At 38.3% G+C, this 21304-nt stretch carries 14 protein-coding genes; 1 reads left to right on the top strand and 13 read right to left on the bottom strand.

Annotated elements, in window-relative coordinates:
- Positions 1–8: 8 nt before the first annotated feature.
- From RM549_RS11475 to RM549_RS11490, 4 genes are all read right to left on the bottom strand, one after another.
- Positions 9–866 (bottom strand): DUF8464 domain-containing protein, encoded by an 858-nt coding sequence (locus RM549_RS11475; protein WP_311684911.1) that lies wholly within the window; start codon positions 864–866, stop codon positions 9–11.
- 252 nt (positions 867–1118) lie between these two features.
- A complete protein-coding gene (locus RM549_RS11480; protein WP_311684913.1) occupies positions 1119–2342 on the bottom strand; it encodes a primase-helicase family protein in 1224 nt (407 codons plus the stop codon).
- A gap of 33 nt (positions 2343–2375) precedes the next feature.
- On the bottom strand, positions 2376–2666 hold the full coding sequence (locus tag RM549_RS11485) for a helix-turn-helix transcriptional regulator (RefSeq protein ID WP_311684915.1): 291 nt from the start codon (positions 2664–2666) through the stop codon (positions 2376–2378).
- A 123-nt stretch (positions 2667–2789) separates the two neighbouring features.
- On the bottom strand, positions 2790–3464 hold the full coding sequence (locus RM549_RS11490) for a hypothetical protein (protein ID WP_311684917.1): 675 nt from the start codon (positions 3462–3464) through the stop codon (positions 2790–2792).
- 429 nt (positions 3465–3893) lie between these two features.
- Here RM549_RS11490 and RM549_RS11495 point away from each other — a divergent pair, with 429 nt between their 5' ends.
- Positions 3894–4787: an IS982 family transposase gene (locus RM549_RS11495; RefSeq protein WP_311684919.1), complete on the top strand. Its 894-nt coding sequence runs from the start codon at positions 3894–3896 to the stop codon at positions 4785–4787.
- An 86-nt stretch (positions 4788–4873) separates the two neighbouring features.
- On the opposite strand, the gene RM549_RS11500 is transcribed toward RM549_RS11495, so the two are convergent.
- The 9 genes from RM549_RS11500 to RM549_RS11540 all read right to left on the bottom strand — a co-directional run bounded on the left by RM549_RS11500 (position 4874) and on the right by RM549_RS11540 (position 21260).
- Complete coding sequence (locus tag RM549_RS11500; RefSeq protein ID WP_311684921.1) at positions 4874–7600, bottom strand: substrate-binding domain-containing protein; 2727 nt, start codon at positions 7598–7600, stop codon at positions 4874–4876.
- 329 nt (positions 7601–7929) lie between these two features.
- Positions 7930–9930: a protein-disulfide reductase DsbD family protein gene (locus RM549_RS11505; RefSeq protein ID WP_311684923.1), complete on the bottom strand. Its 2001-nt coding sequence runs from the start codon at positions 9928–9930 to the stop codon at positions 7930–7932.
- Between the two features lie 161 nt (positions 9931–10091).
- On the bottom strand, positions 10092–11324 hold the full coding sequence (locus tag RM549_RS11510) for a redoxin domain-containing protein (RefSeq protein WP_311684925.1): 1233 nt from the start codon (positions 11322–11324) through the stop codon (positions 10092–10094).
- A gap of 38 nt (positions 11325–11362) precedes the next feature.
- On the bottom strand, positions 11363–12202 hold the full coding sequence (locus tag RM549_RS11515) for a sugar phosphate isomerase/epimerase family protein (protein ID WP_311684927.1): 840 nt from the start codon (positions 12200–12202) through the stop codon (positions 11363–11365).
- A 260-nt stretch (positions 12203–12462) separates the two neighbouring features.
- Entirely contained in the window at positions 12463–13281 is an 819-nt protein-coding gene (locus tag RM549_RS11520) for a ThuA domain-containing protein (protein ID WP_311684929.1), read from the bottom strand.
- A gap of 150 nt (positions 13282–13431) precedes the next feature.
- Positions 13432–14949 carry a TolB family protein gene (locus RM549_RS11525; RefSeq protein WP_311684931.1) on the bottom strand — a complete coding sequence of 506 codons (1518 nt, stop codon included), beginning with the start codon at positions 14947–14949 and terminating at the stop codon, positions 13432–13434.
- Between the two features lie 102 nt (positions 14950–15051).
- Positions 15052–16767: a RagB/SusD family nutrient uptake outer membrane protein gene (locus RM549_RS11530; RefSeq protein WP_311684933.1), complete on the bottom strand. Its 1716-nt coding sequence runs from the start codon at positions 16765–16767 to the stop codon at positions 15052–15054.
- 10 nt (positions 16768–16777) lie between these two features.
- Positions 16778–19936, bottom strand: a complete 3159-nt coding sequence (locus tag RM549_RS11535) for a SusC/RagA family TonB-linked outer membrane protein (RefSeq protein ID WP_311684935.1) — start codon at positions 19934–19936, stop codon at positions 16778–16780.
- A gap of 433 nt (positions 19937–20369) precedes the next feature.
- On the bottom strand, positions 20370–21260 hold the full coding sequence (locus tag RM549_RS11540; RefSeq protein ID WP_311684936.1) for a carbohydrate kinase family protein: 891 nt from the start codon (positions 21258–21260) through the stop codon (positions 20370–20372).
- Positions 21261–21304 lie beyond the last annotated feature (44 nt).

Here is a 21304-nt window from a genome sequence, read left to right on the forward strand (position 1 = left end):
TTTCATTTTTATCCTAGCATTAATTTTTCATTCAGGTCTTTATAGCCTTTGTAACAACTACTGCTATCAGTAATATTATCTGAAAAATTCAATAATGCTGCAGTAGCTTTTTCTCCTGCAGTATCATTATCCAGGAAGAGCAATACTTCAGGATATTTAGAAACAATGTTCTTGATGTCTATAATGAAAGCAAGGGAATTCAGTACAATGAGATCTGAAGAGTTTACTAAATCTTCTTCCAGTACTATCAGAGAAAGAAAATCAAAGATGCCTTCTGTTACCAACAGTCGCTCTGAAGAATGATCAATAAAACTATATGATTTTGGAGAGGAAGAATTCTTGTAGTACTTGTTCCGAAGTTCCCACCCGCCAAAATTGTTCTCTAATCCGATGGCAAAATATTTCTTGCTCTTACATCTATACCAGACTTCCTTGCAATATTTTTCGGCAATTTCAATTGGAATGTTCCTGGACTTCAAATACCCTAGTAAAGCTGAATGCTCCAGAGACCCTAAAGTAATAATCTGAATCTTTTTTCTAAGGTCTATCTTTTTAACAGGCGGATTAAAATGAAAAGAAATAGTATCTCTCTGTAAATATTCTAAAGCTTCCTTTATAGAACAGGATTTTATAGCCATGATCAGGTCTATAATTGAACCTCCTTTTCCTATTCCGAAATCGTACCATAGGTTCTTAACTAAGGAAACGTTGAAAGAGGCTTGGGTTTCTGACCGAAGGGGGCTCAGAAACCAAGCTTCTTTCTCCGATGTTTTGCTGGGGAAGTGCCCTAATTTTGCAAGCGTTTTTACGATGCAAATATTACGGGGGCTTTCACAGCTCTTGGATATATTATCTTCTCTTCTCATTTTTACTTCTGATTAATAAGTACTACTAATTCTTGCTATTCCTACTTCATCATTTTTCTTTGATTAAAAAACGATGAGGAAATGATGCGGCTGAAAACCCATATTATCACTAGTCTTATTTATATTTTCTCATCATTCATCAAAAAAAAAAGAAATAACCTAATGCTGTTTACTAGTAGTATATTCTCAGGATGACCTGGAATGATGATTATTTAATGGAAAACCTTTTAAACAGTGGCTTTCGCTCGCGTATCAATGACGCATCATCTCATCACTTTGCTGTTCTTGGCCAAAGCGCTGCAGTAAAAAAGATGCTGTAACAGTATAGTATCTTCCTTTTGCAGGAATGAACCCCAGTCCGCCATCCACCCACATGATCATCTTCTGATAGCTAAGGGAGTTGTCCTGGTTGCTTAGTTTCCAATCCTTTTTTAATATCTGCCGTAATTGTGTTAAGTCTGTTTTAATCCGGGTGCGGTTTAAAACATGCAAAGCATCCACGGGGCAAATATTTACTTCATCCACTTCATAAGTTTCCATGATGCTTAGGATCATATTGGCCAGTTCCTTTTCCACACGGTTTCGGTTATTTTGCATTAAACTGGTCAAAGCATCGGTACGTACCTCTTCTGGCGCAAACCACATCCTCGTGCTGTGCCTGGTAGTTAACTGGCGCTGATCGAGGTAATATAGAAATGCCGGAATTTCTGCTTTCAGGTCTTCTAGAAAATGGGTTTCTTCTTTTTTTAGGGAAGGAACTTTTAATACCCAGAAGCGCGTTTCCTCACTATCGATTTTAATGAAGTTATCTTCATTGTTGCTGCAAAGGATAAACTTGCTAAAGAATTCCACCTCACGCTTGTCTTTGCCTTTAGCCTCCAGTTTATTAAAATCGGTGGTACTTAAGTACTTGATCCGTTCTGTAAGCTCTTCTTTATTGAACAGTACTTCATCGATACATATAAGAAGTTTGTTGGCCCAATCAGCATTAAACTGGCTGCTGAAATTGTCATTGGTGAGGTAAGTCAGGTTATTGTCGAAAATGGCTTTTAACCATTTGAGAAAGGTTGTTTTACCTGTAACCCTCTCTTTGGATACCAGGCACAGGATGGGTAAGATCTGGAGCGGCCTGGAATACAATAGCTGTATATAATCAAGTCCCAGCTCGAACTGGTCCCCAAAAACATGCTTAACAAAGCGTAGTGAAATATCCACCTTCCCTTCCTGAGGGATATGAGGCAAAGGAGAATAGGTATTGTAAAACCCATGACATTCCTTTTTAAAATCTTTATGACCGGGAAGGCAGGTGAAGCCATCATATTTTTTAATGGCGCCAATAAAAGCTTTGCCGTGATCATTGCGGAGGGTTTCCATGTTCCATGGAACCAGGCTCTCATTAAAGCTTCCTGAAATGGTTGGTATCTGTACGATTTTATAGTAGCAGGTACCCACCCTGATATAGGATATATTTTTCATCTTCGAAAATTTGAGATTAGTGAATGGAAAAACCTACTTCCGGTTCTTAAGCAGCTTTTGATTAAACTGCTGCTCCAGGAATTCATCAGAAAGGTTCGGTTCCCCTAAAAGCCAGGCATCAATCTTATCTTTATCAAAAAACTTCTGACGGATATTAGAATTATTACCGGTAGGGATAAGCTTTAAATGGGTAAGCTTATAAATCTTGCTTTTGGAGAGTCCGGTATATTGTGCCAGATCATCCACGTTCATTACTTTTTTGGTGTGGGACAGTAAGACTTTAATATCTTCTAATAAACCCACCACTTGATCTTGCTCATTCATAACTATAGTATTAAAATTAGAAATGAGTAAAAGGCCTTTTACATTTTGCGCAAGACAAACTTAGGAAAGCAAATACCTATAAATCAATAGGATAATTCAAGAAAAAAGAAGATTAGGCTATAATTATTCTATTCCCAGCATCTGCCGGACGAGCTTTCGCTGATTGCGGGAATTAATTTTTTCCTGATCGTTTTTCCAGGCGGAAAAACTGGTTTTTAAGGTGTTTTCTTTTAGCGGTTCGTTGTTCATTAAGAAAGAATCCATAAGTAAGTTGAAGAAGCTGCGTTTTCGCTCCCCGGAAAGATCCTGAATACCGCCAACGACCAGTTCATCGAAAAGAACGAAAAGGATTCGATGGTTGGCCGAGTCACCGCTTTTGTTGCCCATAGTAAAATTGATCTTTTTCCTGACCCGCAATCCTTTCATCAGCCTGATGAATTGCTCTTGTGATTCTTTATCAAGATTTAGTAGTTCGAACCTTACCTCCAATTTCTTAAGAGGAATTATCCGAAAATCATGACGCTCGGTTTCTAAATATTTATTTGATTCGTAGAAAATGGCCAGCCAAACCAGAACCAGAACCATTACTGCGAAAAGGATCAGAAAAACTGGGAAACTATCAATGATAGATCCTAAACCGAAAACAAGGCTGAAGCTTAAAATAAAAACAACAAAAACAGAAAGGATGAAAAGAATAAGATGGGTAGCATTGCCCTGTACTTTTTCCTGCAGGAAATAATCTATTCCTGATCGCAACCTGGCCAGTGCCTTTCCGGCATGTAGAATGAATTTTTCCATGGTAACAACTACTATAACCTATTAAATATAACCAAAAGAAAAATAAAGGAAGAAAAACTTATCAAAAGAAGAGAGGTCTTACAAGAGTAGATTATGATACCTTATTTTCGTGATGGTGACACCTGTTTCGATCTAATAGTGCCACTTCCAAAGTCGGTGAGCAATCACGGGTAATCATGTTCTTTATTGCTACGGCATCTTATTTGTTGAAGGTTCGGACCATTACCTCAAACGAAGATGTTTAGTTAGTAGCAAATGTGTTGAAATTGAAAAGAGGCCCACCTGTTAAGTCGAAGACATAATTTTGTCATCTGTCTCAACTAATAACCTGAGTTCGATTAATAATATGGAGTAAAAAAGGAATAAAAATAGGCAGATTATTAGTATATTAAAGTGCTTAAAATCAATATTTTAACTAATAAACTACCTATGATAATCTATTCTAAAATTACCGAAATTTTTTGTCTTGTGGACGAGTTTTGTAAAGAATATGACCAGATCGTCGAGAACCACCTTTTGGGTAACCCCTCTAAACGTCCACCGATAATGTCCAGGAGCGAGGTCATTACCATTTCCATCATCTTCCAGTTGAGCGGTTTCAGGACGTTCAAGCATTTCTATCAGTATTATGTGAAGGTGCATATGAAGGATGATTTTCCTCAAACGGTATCCTATAACAGGTTTACCGAACTCATGCAGGCCAACCTGATGCCAATGGCCCTCTTTTTAAAAACCTGCTGCCCTGGCCAGTGCACGGGTATATCCTTTGTTGACTCCACTCCGATAAGGGTTTGTAAGAACAAGCGCATAAAGCGTAACAAGGTATTCGACGGAATCGCCGCCACCGGAAAATCGACCGTGGGGTGGTTCCATGGTTTCAAGCTACATATCATTATCAACGACAAGGGGGAAATCATCAACTTCAGCATAACCCAGGCAAATGTGGACGACCGGGAGCCACTGAAGGACAAAAGTTTTCTCAAGCACATATACGGTAAGCTGTTTGCAGACAAGGGTTATATCGGCAAAGAACTGATGCAGGCACTTTTTGTTGATGGGGTGCACCTGATAACCCAAATAAGGAACAATATGAAGAATTCACTGATGACACTCTCGGACAAAATACTGCTGAGAAAGCGTTCTATTATAGAGACTGTAAACGATGAACTCAAAAATATATGCCAGATCGAGCATTCAAGGCACAGGAGCTTCGGCAACTTTATGACCAACCTTATCTGTGGGTTGATAGCCTACAGTTTCCTGCCCAAAAAACCATCCATCAAATATCAAACTCGCCAGACACAACAGCTGGCTATTTTTTAATCGAACTCAGGTTTATAATCTTCCTAAAAAAAGACCATACCTTTCTTTATGACATCATTTAACAAATATATCCAAACCTTCCGAAATTAAATAACTTTTCGAAAAGACAAAGGAGAAGAACCATACTGCTTCTTAAAAGCTGTCGAGAAATAATTGGGAGAAGAGAAACCGCTCTTATAACCTATCTCTGAAATAGAAAGTGTACTAGTTGACAGCATATTTTTTGCTATTTCAAGTCTAAACTGAATTATATACTCGCTTATACTCATACCCAAAATAGCTTTGACCTTTCTGTATAATTGCGATCTCGACATGCCCAGTCTATCCGCAAGGTTCTCCACGGAAAAGTCTTCATTATCAATATTATTTTGGATAATCTCATTTAACTTACCAATAAAAATTTGCTCCAAATTGCCAGATGAATTTGTCTGCCTTACCTTGTAAATGTTGTTCGTGTAGTAATAACGCAAATTTTCCCTATTATACAATAAAGATTTGATGGACTGGCTTAGTACAGCATAACTGAAGGGTTTTGTCAAGTACAAGTCAGCACCAGCTTGTAAGCCTTCCAGATAAGAGTCCTTGTCACTTAATGCTGTCAGAATTACCGTTGGAATATGAGAGGTTCTCAAATCCTCCTTTATAATTTTACAAATCTCAAAGCCATTCATTTCAGGAAGATTTACATCACAAATAATGACATCTGGAATCAGATCAAAAGCTTTTTCTATCGCATTCGTACCATCTGAAAAATATATTTTGTATTCAGCAGTTAGCTTTTTCTGAAGAAACATTAAAAGATCTTTATTATCTTCTACAATAAGAAGGGATGGTTTTTCTTTCTCAGTATCTCCCTGCACTGAAAAAAAATCATCATTAGTATATTCCGGTGAAAGATCTAAGAAATTGGAGGCTATTATATCCTGTTCTTCAGTGATTTCGTCGTCATTTAAATGGGTTTTCCCTTTCCTCAAAGTGATAATAAATTCTGTTCCCTTCAAGCAATTAACATTTATATATCCTTTATGAAGTTCAATAAATTGTTTGCTTAAGTGCAAGCCAACTCCTGAACTATTTTTTCTATTATTAGATCCCTTAAAAAAAGCTTCAAAAACATTTTTTAATTCTTTTTCAGGAATACCAATTCCTGAATCTTTAATATGAACAGAAACACATCCTTTTTCTTCGTCGTCAAGAATAGTTATTGTAATAGTGCCATTGTCTGGAGTAAATTTAAACGCGTTGGAAAGGAGGTTAAAATAAACCTTGTCCATAAGATTCCTATCTAAGAAAAGCATGAGATCTTGTTTATTACTTTCAAGTTTAAAATCTATATTTCGTTTTTTAGCTTCTCTTTTAAAATCTTTAAAAATATTCAAAGAAAATTCAAAAAGATTAGTCCTCGAAGCTTTAAGTTGAAATTTTTGTTCTTCATTTTTCCTGAAGTCTAGTAGCTGATTGATGAGTCTTAGAAGACGATTGGAGTTTGTTTGAATTAGCTCCACTTCGTTCCCTATTCTTACCCCCCGTTCTCTGACCATTTCATCTATGGACTCTATGGAACTTAAGATTAAGGTAAGGGGAGTCTTCAATTCATGCGATAAACCTGTAAAAAAATTGATTTTGGCTTCATTGGTTATTTTGATCTCCTCTGCAATTTTTTCGATTTGGTTTCTCTGGACGGTAATCTTTTTATTCGTAATTTCCAGTTGTCTGTTTTTTTTTCGTATAGCCCGAATGGAATAGACACTATAAACGGTGAGACTAAGAATGATAAGGAGAAAAACCACCAAAGCTTTTACAAGCATATTTTGAGAAGCAAAAAGTTCTTCTTTTTTTGTTATTATCTCTACCTGATCTTCTATCTCTATTTGTTGTTGATGTATTCTATTTAATTGATCTTTTAAAATGCTGGCGTTAAATTGATCAATGATCGTAGTACTAAGTAAGTTATTTTTTGCCACTTCTTCTCCATTCAAAACCTTAAGGGCAAGCTTAACCACTTCAGCACCACCTGTCGGATATAATAAAGATGCTTCTAATACTCCGTCCTGTACCATTTGAATTCCACCGTCTGGACCATTTAAGCCATCAACACCAATAAATTTTATGTTATTTTCTAATCCTTTAGCTTTCGCTATTTTCCAGCCTTCCATAGCCATTTCATCGTTAAAGAAATATGCGAAGTCTATGGCCTGGTTCCCTAAAGAATCCAATAAAGGCCCAAAACTCTCTGCCAGATCTCCACTACCGTCGATGCTACGCAACAAATTGATCTTCGAATTATTATCTATAACCTGATGAAATCCAAGACTTCTTTCCACTGCTGGAGTGGACTTATCTCCTCCTTTGACTTCTATAATATTAAGTTTTTCCTTAGCCGAGGATACAATATAGTCACCTGCTTTTCTCCCCACTTCTAAATTATCAGCTCCCAAGAAGGCTGTATAAGCATTTGAATTTATTTTCCTGTCTAACAAAATGACAGGAATTCCTCTATTTTCCGCTTCCTTCACTACATCCACAATTAGATGTGGTTCCAAGGGAGATACAATTATTATATCTACCTCATTTCTGATCATACTCTTAATATCCTTAATTTGATTTTGAGGACTGTTTTGGCTATCATAGATGGAAAGTTCTACATTAGAAAAAACCGAGGCCTGCACTTGCATTGAATAATTCATGTTTTTGCGCCAGTGGGAATTGCTTGTGCATTGGGAGAAGCCAATTTGGATCTTTCCAGACTGATCGTTTTTACAACTACTAAAGACGAAGAGCATTACAAAACTGATATAAAACAGATAGCGCATAAATGTTAATTTTTTCCAAATTAAATATAAAATTTGGCATTTACATACAATCTGTCTCCTTTATTTTAGGAATATCATAAAAGTTTTCCACGTTTTTTCCCATTTCTAAAATTTACCTATTATGACTATAGGCGGAAAGAATGACTAGGAGTGAGAAGGAGATTGCAGGGACGTGGTATTTCTTTTTCAGAAAAGTCTGCACGTAGTAAAATAGAATCAGCAGAAGTTTTTTTACACCAGAAAATTTCAGAAAAGAGTAGGCCTTAAATACGAATACTCGACCTTCTGTCCTATTTTGGCTTTAGTTTTTACGGAACACAGATGAAGGATTATTCCTTATAAGCAGAAATTCCTTCCTGTAACCATTCATAGTACTTGTCGGGATCTGGAGTATAGGCCGCCGGTTCGTTCAGTTTTTCACCGTTAGGATCCAACAGCACATAAAAAGGCTGTGCATTTGCCTCGAATCTTCTAATCTGGAAGTCGCTCCACTTTTGGCCTACAGTAGTGATTTTCCTTCCTGTAACTTCTGAAGTATAAACGTCTTCTTCGGGTAAATCCCGCTTATCATCTACATAAAGTGAGATCAGCACAATGTCGTTTTTCAGGATATCGAGAATGTGCTCTTTAGGCCATACGTTCTGTTCCATTTTTCTGCAGTTAACACAAGCCCAGCCGGTGAAGTCCAGCATTACCGGTTTTCCGACTTCTTCAGCATAAGAAAGTCCTTTTTCATAATCGTTAAAGACCAGGATATCGTGCGGAGGCATCAGGTGAGCACCCTCGGGTAATTTTGTATTGGCAGCCGCTCCTGAGGAGATATTTTTTGTGTACCCTACTCCGTATGGTGATTCACTATATTCCATTGGCGGTGGAAATGCACTGATGAGATTAAGCGGCGCTCCCCAAAGGCCGGGAATAAGGTAAATGGTGAATGTTAGCACTAACAATCCCAACATTAACCTGCTCACGGAAATGGATTCCAAAGGAGAATCGTGTGGCAAGCGTATTTTTCCGAATAAATAGAAGGCGAGCGTTCCAAAAATGGCAATCCAGATCGCTATAAATACTTCACGCTCTAAAAGGTGCAACTGAAATACAAGGTCTGCCTGCGAAAGAAATTTAAAAGCCAGTGCCAATTCCAGAAAACCAAGAAAAACTTTAACTGTATTCAACCAGCCCCCGCTCTTTGGTAGCGTATTCATCCAACCCGGAAAAGCTGCAAAAAGAGAAAATGGCAGCGCAATCGCCAGAGAGAAACCTAACATCCCCACAATGGGTGCGATTCCTCCTTTTGAAGCTGCCTGAACCAAAAGTGTGCCTACAATGGGACCTGTACAAGAAAAAGAAACTATTGCCAGCGCAAGTGCCATAAAGAAAATACCAATTATCCCCCCACGATCTGCCTGGGAGTCTACTTTATTTGCCCAGGAATTGGGCAGCATAATATCAAAAGCACCAAAAAATGAAATAGCGAAAATTACCAGAATCGAAAAGAAAATAAGGTTAAACCAGACGTTAGTGGCCAAAGCGTTGAGCGAATCTGCGCCAAAAATTGCTGTTACGGCGGTTCCCAGAAGCACGTATATAACCACAATGGAAATTCCATAAATTATGGCGTTACTAATTCCCTTACTCCTGCTTTTGCTTTGTTTGGTAAAGTAACTTACCGTCATTGGGATCATTGGGAAAACGCAGGGCGTTAGAAGGGCCGCAAAACCTGAAAGGAAAGCGATAAAGAAGATACTCCATAACCCTTTTTGATCCTCTTTTGCTGAGGTTATTCCAGTTTCAACTTCATTGGAAATTTCAGCAGATTCCTCTGTATCTACATTATCATTAAAAATTGAAGGATCTGCGGAAGTCTTTATAGCAGCATTTTCGGGTACATTTAAAGTAAATTCCTCGAGGGCAGGAGGTAAACAACGTTCGTCGTCGCAAACCATGAATTCAACCGAAGCCGATATTGTAGCGGCTTCCCCGAGTAATCTAATCCGTTGCTGAAAAGTCGCTTCATTTTCGAAATACTTGATGCGCATTCCAAAAACAGGATCGTCTACTGTTATTCCTTCTTCTTCTTCAGTTTCACCTAAAACTTCATAGCTTTCATTATTTTCAAACGTAAAAGTGGTAGGAATTGGACCATCTTCAGGTACATCCTGAGCATAAAGATGCCATCCATCTTCAATTTCCGCAGAAAAAATCAGCAGATATTCATTTTCGGCTTCTGAAGCCTTTTCTACACTCGCCGACCATTCTACAGGATCATAAATCTGGGAAAATCCCTGCAGGGAAAAAAGAAGAAGTATAATGAGGATGAAGTTCTTCATGATAGTAGGTGAAAACATGATCTTAAAAAATTGTGTAATGTTTCTTTAATTACAAATTGATATTCTACGACCACAAAAATCTAATGCTTGTAACCTTTAATAACCACAATAAACCTCAATAATCAAAAATATAACTTAGACAGTAGCGAACTTTACTAATATTAATATACTCTCCCCATCATAGGATGTTCTACGATCGTCTTCTTAAGCTCAAGAAAATCAACTTCTCCTTGGTACCTCCATACCACGCTGCCTCCGGGTTCTATAAGCATGGTGTAAGGAAGTGCTCCGTTCCATTCCGAATCAATTGCTTCGATTAATGCGTACTTATCATCATTAACTGCAATATGATTTTCTACAGCCGAATTAGTACTTTCCAGGAAATCGAGGGCACTTTCTTTCTTTGAGAGTTTATCTGCAGAAATTGATACGAACTCAAAATCTCTTGCTCCAAACATCCGCTGGATAGTAACAAATTCCGGATACTCTATTCTACATGGGGCACACCAGGTTGCCCAGACGTTGATTAATCGGAGCTTCTCACTGTCATTCGCAATTAATTCTTTAATTTCATCAGTGGAACTTTCCTTTAAGGTCACCTCTCTCTCTGCCCATTCTGCATCTATTTTTTCACGATTCTTTGTTTTCCAGCCCCATTTTGTGGAACAACCAAAGGTTTTCGTCACAGGTTCTTCAATTTCTTCATCAGCAAGAACTTTATCAAGAGCATTTCGCAAATCTTCTCCATTTGTAGTGCCTGGTTTTTCTGTGTCGTCTATCCTTCCCACATACTGCAAGGTTCGCTCCTCATCAAATACAAAAGTATGCGGAGTCGCCGCTGGTCCATAGGCAAGAGAAACCTTTTGGTTGTCACCATCGTATAAATAAGGGAAGTTGAAGTCCATATCTTTATCCCTTATAACCATATCCTCATAAGTGTCTCCTAAATCTGAATATCCTAATTCTTCCGGCAATAATCCCAACGGACTATTAGGAGAAATTGCTATAACCTGAACACTTTTATCTTTATAATCACTGGTTATAGATTTTATCCTTTCTTCGTAAGCCTGGGCGGTAGGACAGTGGTTACAGGTAAAAATTACCGCTAACACTTTAGCTGAATCATAATCGGAAAGGGAATGATATTTTCCGTCAGTCCCCGGGAGATTAAAATCTGGTGCTTTGTTTCCTATTTCCAGTGTATGCACCTCCTGTTCCGGTACTTTTACAGGATTAGAAGAAAATGCAAAAGTATCCAGCACTTGTGCCTGTTCATTATGTTCAGTGACTTCTTGTGAATTCTTAGTGTCAGATTTGCACTCTACCGCAAGTACTCCTATCAGGAAAATAAAAAGGAGTTTGATAAAAGTGTTTATATTCTTTATTTTTATCATATCTATAAATTATTATTTTTCTTTTTTGCTATTGTTTTTTAAAGTAATTTTTGCAGGTAAGTGACATTGTGCCTCATGCTCTCGTAAGGAGAACTCGTATATTCCTCCTGCTCAAGAAAAATATGCTTTAGCCCCGCTTCTTTTTTATGTTTTAATATTCCGGCTATGTCTACACCTCCTTTGCCGAATTCAGTACTTCTGCCTTTATCTATGATCATATCCTTCAAATGCCAAAGAGGAAACCGTCCAGGATATTTTGCAAAATAAGTTACAGGGTCTTTTCCCGCCAACACAAGCATAGCAAGATCAATTTCCATATGTACTAACTCAGGATCGGTATGTTCCAGCAGAACATCATAAAGAACTTTGCCGTTTTGTGCTTCAAATTCCATCGTCTGATTATGATAACCGAATTTTAATCCCATTTTCTTACATGCTTCTCCTACTTCATTAAATTTTTCCGCAACCTTCTTGTAATTATCTACGGTTTGTCCTCCGAAAGGCATCGACGAACAGATTAAATACTCCTGACCAGCTGCCGACGCCACATTCATCGTCTTCTCCCAATCTTTATCCAAGGGAACATGCCCACTTAGAAGGTTCATACCCAAATTTTGACATACCTCCTGCATTTCCTTTGGTTTCAATCCATAATAGAATCCTTTATTGCTCTTTGCTGATTCGATTTTCTTAAATCCGAGATCTGCAATTATATTTAGAGTCCCTATAGGATCAGTGTACATCGCTTCCCGGAAGGTATATAGTTGAACACCAAGATTCTTTATTCCAAAGTTGTTCTCTAGTGCAAAAGAAGGAAGGAACATTGTTCCAACTGCAAAAGCTCCTGAATAAAGCAAAAATTTTTTTCTTGTTATCATTAGAGTATATTTAGTTCAAGACCAGAAAAAAATTCTTTTCTATCTAATCTCATTTAGCCGACATAGATAGCTAGTCCGACCACAATTGCTAATTTTCCCAATTTCTTATCCAGAAATTTACGGGGATACTCCGAAATTGAACTTATGTGGAAAATTAGGAAAGAATATTTCTGTCGTCACGGTCCCTATACGGAGTTAAAAAATCATTGCACAATTTTTCTAACGCTCCAACATTGAAAATTTTACTAATGTACGAATAGTTAATTTCTCTCTATTCCTTTACCTGTAGCGGCGTAATATAAACCTCCGTATAAATGATCCAAAAACCATTGATTTTCATAAACTTTTCCAATGTGACCCAAAGCAGTATAAAAGGCACGTCCCCCGTCATATTCATGATACCATGATATAGGATGAAGTTCACCCATTCCCTTTCCTACACGGTCAACGAGGTTGCCATATTCATCTGGGTCTCTATCTCCCCATATTACATCGGGATCATAAGAACCCTCATCTACCTCAACCAAATATTTCAAATCTTTAACCTTCTCTTCGCCGAACTCGTACCACTCGTCCGTCCAAAGAAGGGAATCAGAAAAGTGTTCTAGTCCTGGAAAGTTATGATCCATAATCCTTAATTTAGCGGTTTGTTGAACAGGATGTATGTGAAACATTCTACCTACTAATTTTGTATACCATTCCCAGTCATATTCAGTATCTGATGCTGCATGTACCCCAACATATCCTTTTCCCGACCTTATAAATTTCTCAAAAGCAGCTTGTTCCTCATCGTCAAAGATATTAGCAGTTGTGTTTAGAAAGATTACAGCATCAAATTCCTGTAAAGTGTTTTCTGTAATTTTATTTGAATTCTGTTGTCGTGTTACTTCAAAATTGTGAGTATCAGCCAAGGTATTTATCGCAGTTATGCCATTCATAATAGATTCATGATGATACCCCGCTGTCTCCGTTAATAATAAAACCTTAAACTGCTTTTGGGCGTTCAAAGAATTCACCGCCAAGAAATAAATACTGACAGCAATAAACATTGATTTAAAAAAAAAAATTCTTGTAGTCATGATTTTAATTATTTATTATCCGTTAATGCTCAGAAACCTTTTTTGTTAAATCAGAAAATTGAAAAGTAAGAAGGAAGGACTCCCCCCTCCTTCTTACTAACTCAACAAACTAACTAACAAGCAACCAAAAAGATTTCTATCACGTATATGCTATTCCTTCTTTGCGGAATTACTTACAAAAGCAATGTTCTTACTATCGGGGGACCAGGAATTTACATTAATTGTTCCTTGTCCCCCATACAGATGAGCAATAACTCTTGAAGCGCCACCAGAAGTAGGCATCAACCTTAACATCACCTGCTTGTAAGAAGGATGTGAATTCAGTTCAATATCTGGTTTGAACGAGATAAACGCAATCCATTTTCCATCTGGCGAAATGTGCGGGAACCAATCATTATATTCATCAAAAGTCAATTGTTCTTTCTGACTTCCATCCGGCTTCATTCTCCAAAGCTGCATGGTACCTCCATTCTTTGATCCATTATAGTATATATACTTTCCGTCCGGTGAATATTCGGGACCATCAACATGCTCCCTTTTTTGAGTATCAGTTAATTTTACCTCGGCTCCCCCCTTTATAGACTTCCTATATATATCATAAGTTTCGTTACCTTCTCTTGTCGCCACGTAAACAACCTCCTTGTTATTTGCTGCCCAACCATGGAGATAGGAAGGAGCTTCTCTCGTCACTGCTGTTGGTGTTCCTCCCTCTATAGGTAAGACAAAAACGTTGGAGCCATTTCCGTCGTTATGGCTAATACCTATTTTCTTACCGTTAAATGAAATAACGTGGTCATTATTTAAATCATCTGCAAAACCAGTGTCCAACTGCTCAATCTGGCCTCCTTCCACTGGAATGGTATAGAGCAATCCATCCATATTGAACAGTAATTCATCACCATCTGGCATCCAATTTGGTGCTTCAAAACGGCTATCTTTTTCAAAAACTACTTTTCGTTTCCCATTAAAAACATTCATAGTCTCCATTCTGGCTCCGATCCATCCCTCAGTACTAGGATCGTAATCCTCAGCAACAGGTTGGTCTATTCGGACATTCCAGACTTTCGCTGTCTCGACCACATCCTCATCATGAGACCCAATCACAATACCTGCAAGTACTTCATCAGGCATGTACTCCAATTTCTTAGAGCTGATTTCTTCCAGCGGTTCTCCTCGCTGAGCAGCCCGTACTATAAAAGTATCCCCCCGCCGTTCTAACTGGATAATCTCATAAAATCTTTTTTCGGCCCACACGTCATCCTGGGGGTTCTGCATATCTGCACCTTTTCTTTCACGCCACTGGCCGGCGGTAAGTCCATCCCCATGAAGGAAACCACCAACCATTACCGCATTATCTTCTTCGGAAGCTCGTGCCATCCAGCCTATCTTTCGGTGTATTTCATTATCACCCTCAAATTCGAAATTAGCTGTCACAATGAAATCACCTTCCAATTTATTATATAAATATCGATGTTCATCCCGTTGTCCCCAGATGTTATAACCAGCACCATTAATAGTATAGGTTTGTGTCTCCTCATCATAGGAAGCAGATCCGGCTTTTTTGGGATTCCCTATATCCACGTTGTTTTCAAAAATTCCAACTGTATTTTGTTGGGCAAAGGTTATTTGCGATATACAGAAGCATAGAATTAATATTTTTATTTTCATTTTTTAATTATGTTTAATGTTTTTAATTATTCCACTTATTATCTTCTTGAAAGGGCAGTTACTATACCTTTTAAAAATTTTTCTTTCAGGAGCAGATTTCCTTTAATAACCTGGATTTTGTTCATAAAGACCTCCGGTAAAATCTATTTCTCTCTGGGGTATAGGAAAGTATTCATCTCTTCCAGCGGTAAAATGCCCATTGGCCAAATATTCCCTTTTGGTTTGTTCTTCTAGTAAATACGCATTTAAAACTTCCTCTGCTAAACCCCATCGAACAAGATCAAAAAACCTCCATCCCTCCATGGCAAACTCAAGTCTCCTTTCAAACATTAATGCTTTAAAAGCATATTCTTTAGACGGAAAAGACTCGTAAAGCGAAATATTGTAAATATCACTGGCACCCGCTGCCAATGGCCGTTCTTTACTATCTGCTGCTCTTTGCCGTACTTGGTTAATTAAAGGCAACGCTTCATCTAATCGTCCTAGTTGAATCAAAGCTTCAGCCTTGAACAGTAAAACATCAGAATATCGAATAAATCTATAATTCACTGAAGTGGCAATAAAAGGTCCTTGTTTTATCCAACAAGAGCAGTCTGGTGCTTGTTGTTCTTTCATGTTACCATAAAAACCATATACACCAGGATCTCTTGCCCAGCTTGGGCTATAAATCATATCTCCCGGTTCTACAACCGTATTTCTATACTTGAAAGGTCTTCCTGGAAATCCAACAGTATGATCAAACCTTGGATCAACACTTCCATAACTATCCGGGTCAATTAAGTCCATGTTATTGAAAGTATCCAATAGTGGAAGACCTTCATCATCGGTCTTAAATGCGTTCACCATGTTTTGACTTGCTTGATGGAACCCGCAGCAGCCATAGAGCGGTGAACCTGTGGGAGAATTTAAGGCAGTAGCATAACTACCCCTCCCTACATCAGTACCATCATCAAGAGAAAATTCCACTGCCCATATTGACTCCGGTCCGCTTTCATAACCTGGAAGGAAATTATTAGCAAAATCAGGTTCTAAACTTCCCATAACTTCATTGGCATAATCTATTACCTCCTGTAGTCGGTTCTCATTTATATTAACCACTTGGTTTTCTTCATTTTGCTCATAGGCCTGGTACAGCCTTAGTTTAGCCAAATATGCGGCCGCAGCATTACTGTCTGCTCTCCCTTGTTCGTCCTGTGAAGGAGGCAAATTGTTATATGCAAACAGAAAATCTTCAGCTATGACATTCCACAAGTCTTCATTCGGCATATCGTTTGATACTTCTAATATCTCTTCATCACTTATATCCTCAGCTATATAAGGAATATGTTTGAACATCAATTTCAGCATAAAATGAGAGTGACCTCTCAAGAATCGAAGCTCTGCAATTCTCTTTGTTTTTTCATCGTATTCTCCGTCTGGAATTTCCGCTATCACTCTTAGAGCAAAATTGGCCCGAGAGATAGCCTTGTAATAGTTCTCCCAAGTAGTAGGGGCCATCCAATCCCCAGCATCCGGAATTGTAAGATTATATAATTCGTACCTATCAACTTCAACTATGTCGGTACGACCACCACCACCTTTATATGCATCATCTGCTCGTACACTTCCATAAACCCATGGATTTGTGATTGGTCCGGCAATATTATCATTCCCAATTGCAGCATAAGCTGCCACTACTAATCCTTCAGCATTTTCCGCTGTAGCCACATTATTGGAGGACAGAACTCCAGATGGCTCCACTTCTAAAAAGTCTTCACTACAGCCAGCAACACTTGCTGCGAGGAAAATTACAAATACAAATTTTTTCAACTTTTTCATTACTCTTTCTTTAGAAATTAATATTAAACCCAACAGAATAGGTGGTGGGTACAGGAATTGAGTTTATCTCTGTCCGTTCTGGATCGGAACCAATGTATCCATCAGGTGTTACCCAAAGAAGATTTTCCCCCTGAACATATACCCTCAAGCCAGACATTCCTGCCCATCTGTTAACCAAATTATTGGGTAAAGAATAACCTAACTGCATATTTCTCAGTTTAAAATAGGAATTGTTCCTGAAGATGTAGTCAGAATTTTCCGTCAAGTTATTCACTAAGCTTAAAGAAGGAACATTAGTGTCTGTGTTGGAAGGACTCCAAGCATCCAAAGTGCCGGGACCTGCATTTTCTCTTCCCGGAACAAAGTTATTGTATAGGATATAAGGATCCACACCTATTCTTCCTGCCACGCCAGAACCAAATACACTGAAATCAAAATCTCGGTAACCCAAGTCCACTCTTATACCATATTCCAAACTCGGTAAAGTTGTCCCCAGCCACTCTCTATCATCAGAAGAAATCTCTCCATCATTATTTACGTCTACGATTCTTATTCCTCCTGGACGAGCGTTCCCTATCTGAACTCCTCCTGTAGGGTGAGATTGCACTTCTTCCTGGCTCTGGAATAATCCATCGGTTCTATATCCAAAAATGGAAAATTGCGAATGTCCTATAATAGAATTCTCAACAGTCCCGGGATAAGCAGTCATTGCTTCATCTGGCAAATCCGTTATCTCATCCTTAAAAGCTCCAAAATTTGTAGAAACTGCAAAGGAGACGGCATTGTCTGTCGTGTTTGAGTAGGACAAGTTTAGTTCCCATCCATTTGTACGTGTAGAAGCTCCATTTAACCATTTCGCCCTTCCTTCTCCAACTGCGGAAGCAATAGGAGGTTGAATAAGAATACCATCGGTATTCCTTGTGAAGTAGTCAAAAGATCCCGTCACCGCATTATCAATAAAGCCGAAATCTACACCTATGTTAACTTCTTTTGTTTCCTCCCATCTTAGTCCTGCATTGGCAGCTTGAATGGACACAAATCCGGCAGGAAGATTACCGCTATTGTTACCTATTAGATCATAAGCGGTTCCAACATTGTACCATTGAGCAAATGGAGCTCCCTGATCATAACGCTGTTGAACAGGCCCATATCGGGCTTCGTAAAGTCCGAACCGCGCAAAGTCTCCTATGAACTGATTTCCGACAACCCCATACCCAGCACGTATTTTTAGATTGTTGACAGTTCTATTATTTCTCAAAAATTCTTCGTTACTAATTCTCCACCCTACAGTAGCGGCAGGAAAAATGGCATAGCGATTTTCGGATCCAAATTTGGAAGAACCATCTCTTCGCAAAGTTAAAGAAGCCAGATATTTGTCTGAAAATCCATAATTTATTTTCCCAAATTGGGAGAAAAGAGCATCTCCAGAAATAGTTCCGGTATTAGTTCTTTGCCCCGTTGCAGCAGAAAGAACAAAATAAGATTCATTTTCCACGGCAAAATCCTGAGCTGAAGCTACTGTACTCTCTAAAGTATTTTCTATCGATTCTGTACCTAATAAAAATTCTAACCTATGATCATCAATTGCCAAATTATAAGTCAAAGTGTTACTAAAAATAAGACTAGAAAAGTCCTGAATAGTGTGAGATAAACTATTTGTAGACCTCGTAATAAAACCATTTTGAACAGTAGGTTCAATATCCTTAAAATTTGAGCGATAGTGATCCAGACCAACACTTGTGCGGAAGGTAAGATTTTCAAGCAAATCAATTTCGGCATAAATATTTCCAAACAACGTAGTTCTATCCGTATTATCCCATCTGTTTATATACTGCATATACACAGGATTATTCCTGTCAGAATACCCTGATCCCAAGGGGCCCGCAAATTCACCTGTGGACGTGTAGACAGGGATGGTAGGCGCTAAATTTACCGCCAGGCCAGGAGTAGGAGCATTACCAATATCTGTAGAAGCTAGCGTTTCTTTAGACGTATAAAACTGGGCATTAACTCCAACACGGACCTTATCCTTAAATAAATTAATTCTTGAATTTAGCTTTCCAGAATATCTCTCATATCCCGTGTGTTGCAGAATTCCACTGTTGTCCAGGTACCCGAGATTAATAAGAGCAAAGGCTTTCTCTGAGCCACCGGAAATAGTAAGATCATTGTTTATTACATAACCTGTCTCATATGTTTCATTTTGCCAGTCTGTATCACCAACCGGTACATTAGGGTCACCTCCGACAAAAGGTTCTGCTTCTACATTATTTAAGACAGGATTTTCATAATCTTCATTCCAATCGAAGTTATAAATCTCACCATAGCCCTCATTTGGGTCAGAATTATCATTTACTGAGGCCTCCCATAGGACCCTTCCTCTTTCATTGGCATTGAGCATGTCGTATCTCTGGTTTTTTTCAGACAAAACAGAAAAATTGGAATTAAATGAAATACTTATTTCCTCATCACCGCTTAAGGAAGTCTTTGTGGTTACGATAATAACACCATTTGATGCTCTTGATCCATAAATAGAAGATGCCGATGCATCTTTTAAAACCTGTACAGACTCTATAGTGCTGGGATTAATACTGGAAAAAACTTCTTGTCGCACGGTAGGTACACCATCTATCACAAACAAAGGCTCATTATTACCTAATGTATTTACCCCCCGAATAAGAATCCTGTTGCTACTTCCCGTGGGATCCCCGGATTTCTCAACAAAAAGACCAGGGACTCTTCCTTGCATTGCCTGTAGAGCACTTCCTGAACTCATAGCAGTTTCCTGTATGGGGCCCATCTCCACTATACTTACAGCACCAGTTAGATCTACTTTGCGCTCCCTAGAATATCCCGTTACGATAACCTCACTCAGCGCAGAAGCATCTTCCTCCATGACCACATCTATAATTTCCCTGTTCCCTGCAACAATCTCCTGTTGACGATAACCAAGAAAACTATAGACCAGGATGTCATCATCCGAAACCTCGTTGAGGACGTAATTGCCATCAAAATCTGTGGTTGTTCCATTGGAAGTACCCTGCACGAAAATATTTACTCCCGGTAAAGGCATTTGACCGTCTGTAATTGTTCCGCTTACGGAATGCGTGGATTCCTGAGCAGAACAAATTAAAACGGAACTAAAAAAAAGAAATAGTATTTTTTTCATATTAGTTGATTTTGGTTAGCACTTGATATTAAATTAGAATTTATTTTCGATTTCTGTGGTGATATTTTTCTCCGTCGTACGTTCATGCAAACGTTGTAGTTGATAAAGAAAAATATTCCGTTGAGAAGGTTGATTTTTATTTCTGTCACTTTTATTTCGCTTTTTCTGATTAGAAATTAGCACCTTGTCTTTTGTTGTTTTATTTCAATTATAGATCCTCAGCTAATATATTTGCATTAAACTCTATCGTGTTTTAATGATGAAGCAACATATTTTCTTTTTGGGGAGAAGACTCTTAAATATTGCTAAACGTCTGATATAAAGGCTTCTGGTCGCTAAATAATCTGCTAGACAATTTTCAATTTTCACTGATGTTGCACATATGTTTTAAATTGTAGCATATATCTGTTGATTTATTTTACGTTATGCCCAATCATGGCGGATACAGAAACTCACGTACTTTGAGAGGATTCAAAATTGGATTGGCCCCTTTTTGACCAGCTACTAAAGCCCCTACTGCACAGGCATAATCTAAAGCTGCTTGCGGCTTTTCTTCCCGTAAAAGATTGGCTAAAAGGGCAGCCATAAAAGAATCTCCAGCCCCTACAGTGTCTTTAACATTGACCTTAAAACCACTGTTATAATATAATTTATTGTCTCTCCATAAAACAGCTCCGTGTCTTCCTTTAGTAATACAGACAGTCTTTGCAGAACTACGTTCTTTAATAAAATAGAGGTTCTGTTCGAGAGAATTGTACGGAGAACCTAAAATTTCTGCTATTTCAAATAATTCATCATCATTAAATTTTATGAAATCTACCTTTTGAAGCAAGTCAATCAGTAATCCTTCTGTATAATGGGGAGCCCTTAGATTGAAATCCATGACCCTGTAGTTTGCCCTCTGCAAAAGTTCCAGTAAGGTGCTCCGGCTAACTCTGTCTCGACAAACAAGGGTTCCAAAAATAAAAATGTCAGCATTTTCAACAGCCTCTATTTGTTCCTCCTTTAACTGAATTTTATCCCAGGCAGCAGGATAGGCAATTTCGTAACTGGCAGAACCATTTAAGGCGAGAAAAACATTTACCACGCCGGTGGGATATCTGCTGTCTCTACTTACATTGGATGTATTAATATTGTTTGCATGCAGGTAAGAAATTATCTCCTGGCCTTTGCTATCATCTCCTATCCTACTTATCATACTCGTTTGCACTCCAAGGCTGCTAAGACGAGAAGCGACATTTAAGGGCGCTCCGCCTATCCTTTCTTCATCAGGAAAAATATCATGGAGTACTTCACCAAAACAGACTGCTTTTAAATTCTTCATACTTTATACTTCAAGTCCTTAAATAATAGCTATTAATTAAAGAT

This window comes from Autumnicola patrickiae, from assembly GCF_031846525.1.
Classification (GTDB): Bacteria; Bacteroidota; Bacteroidia; order Flavobacteriales; family Flavobacteriaceae; genus Autumnicola; species Autumnicola patrickiae.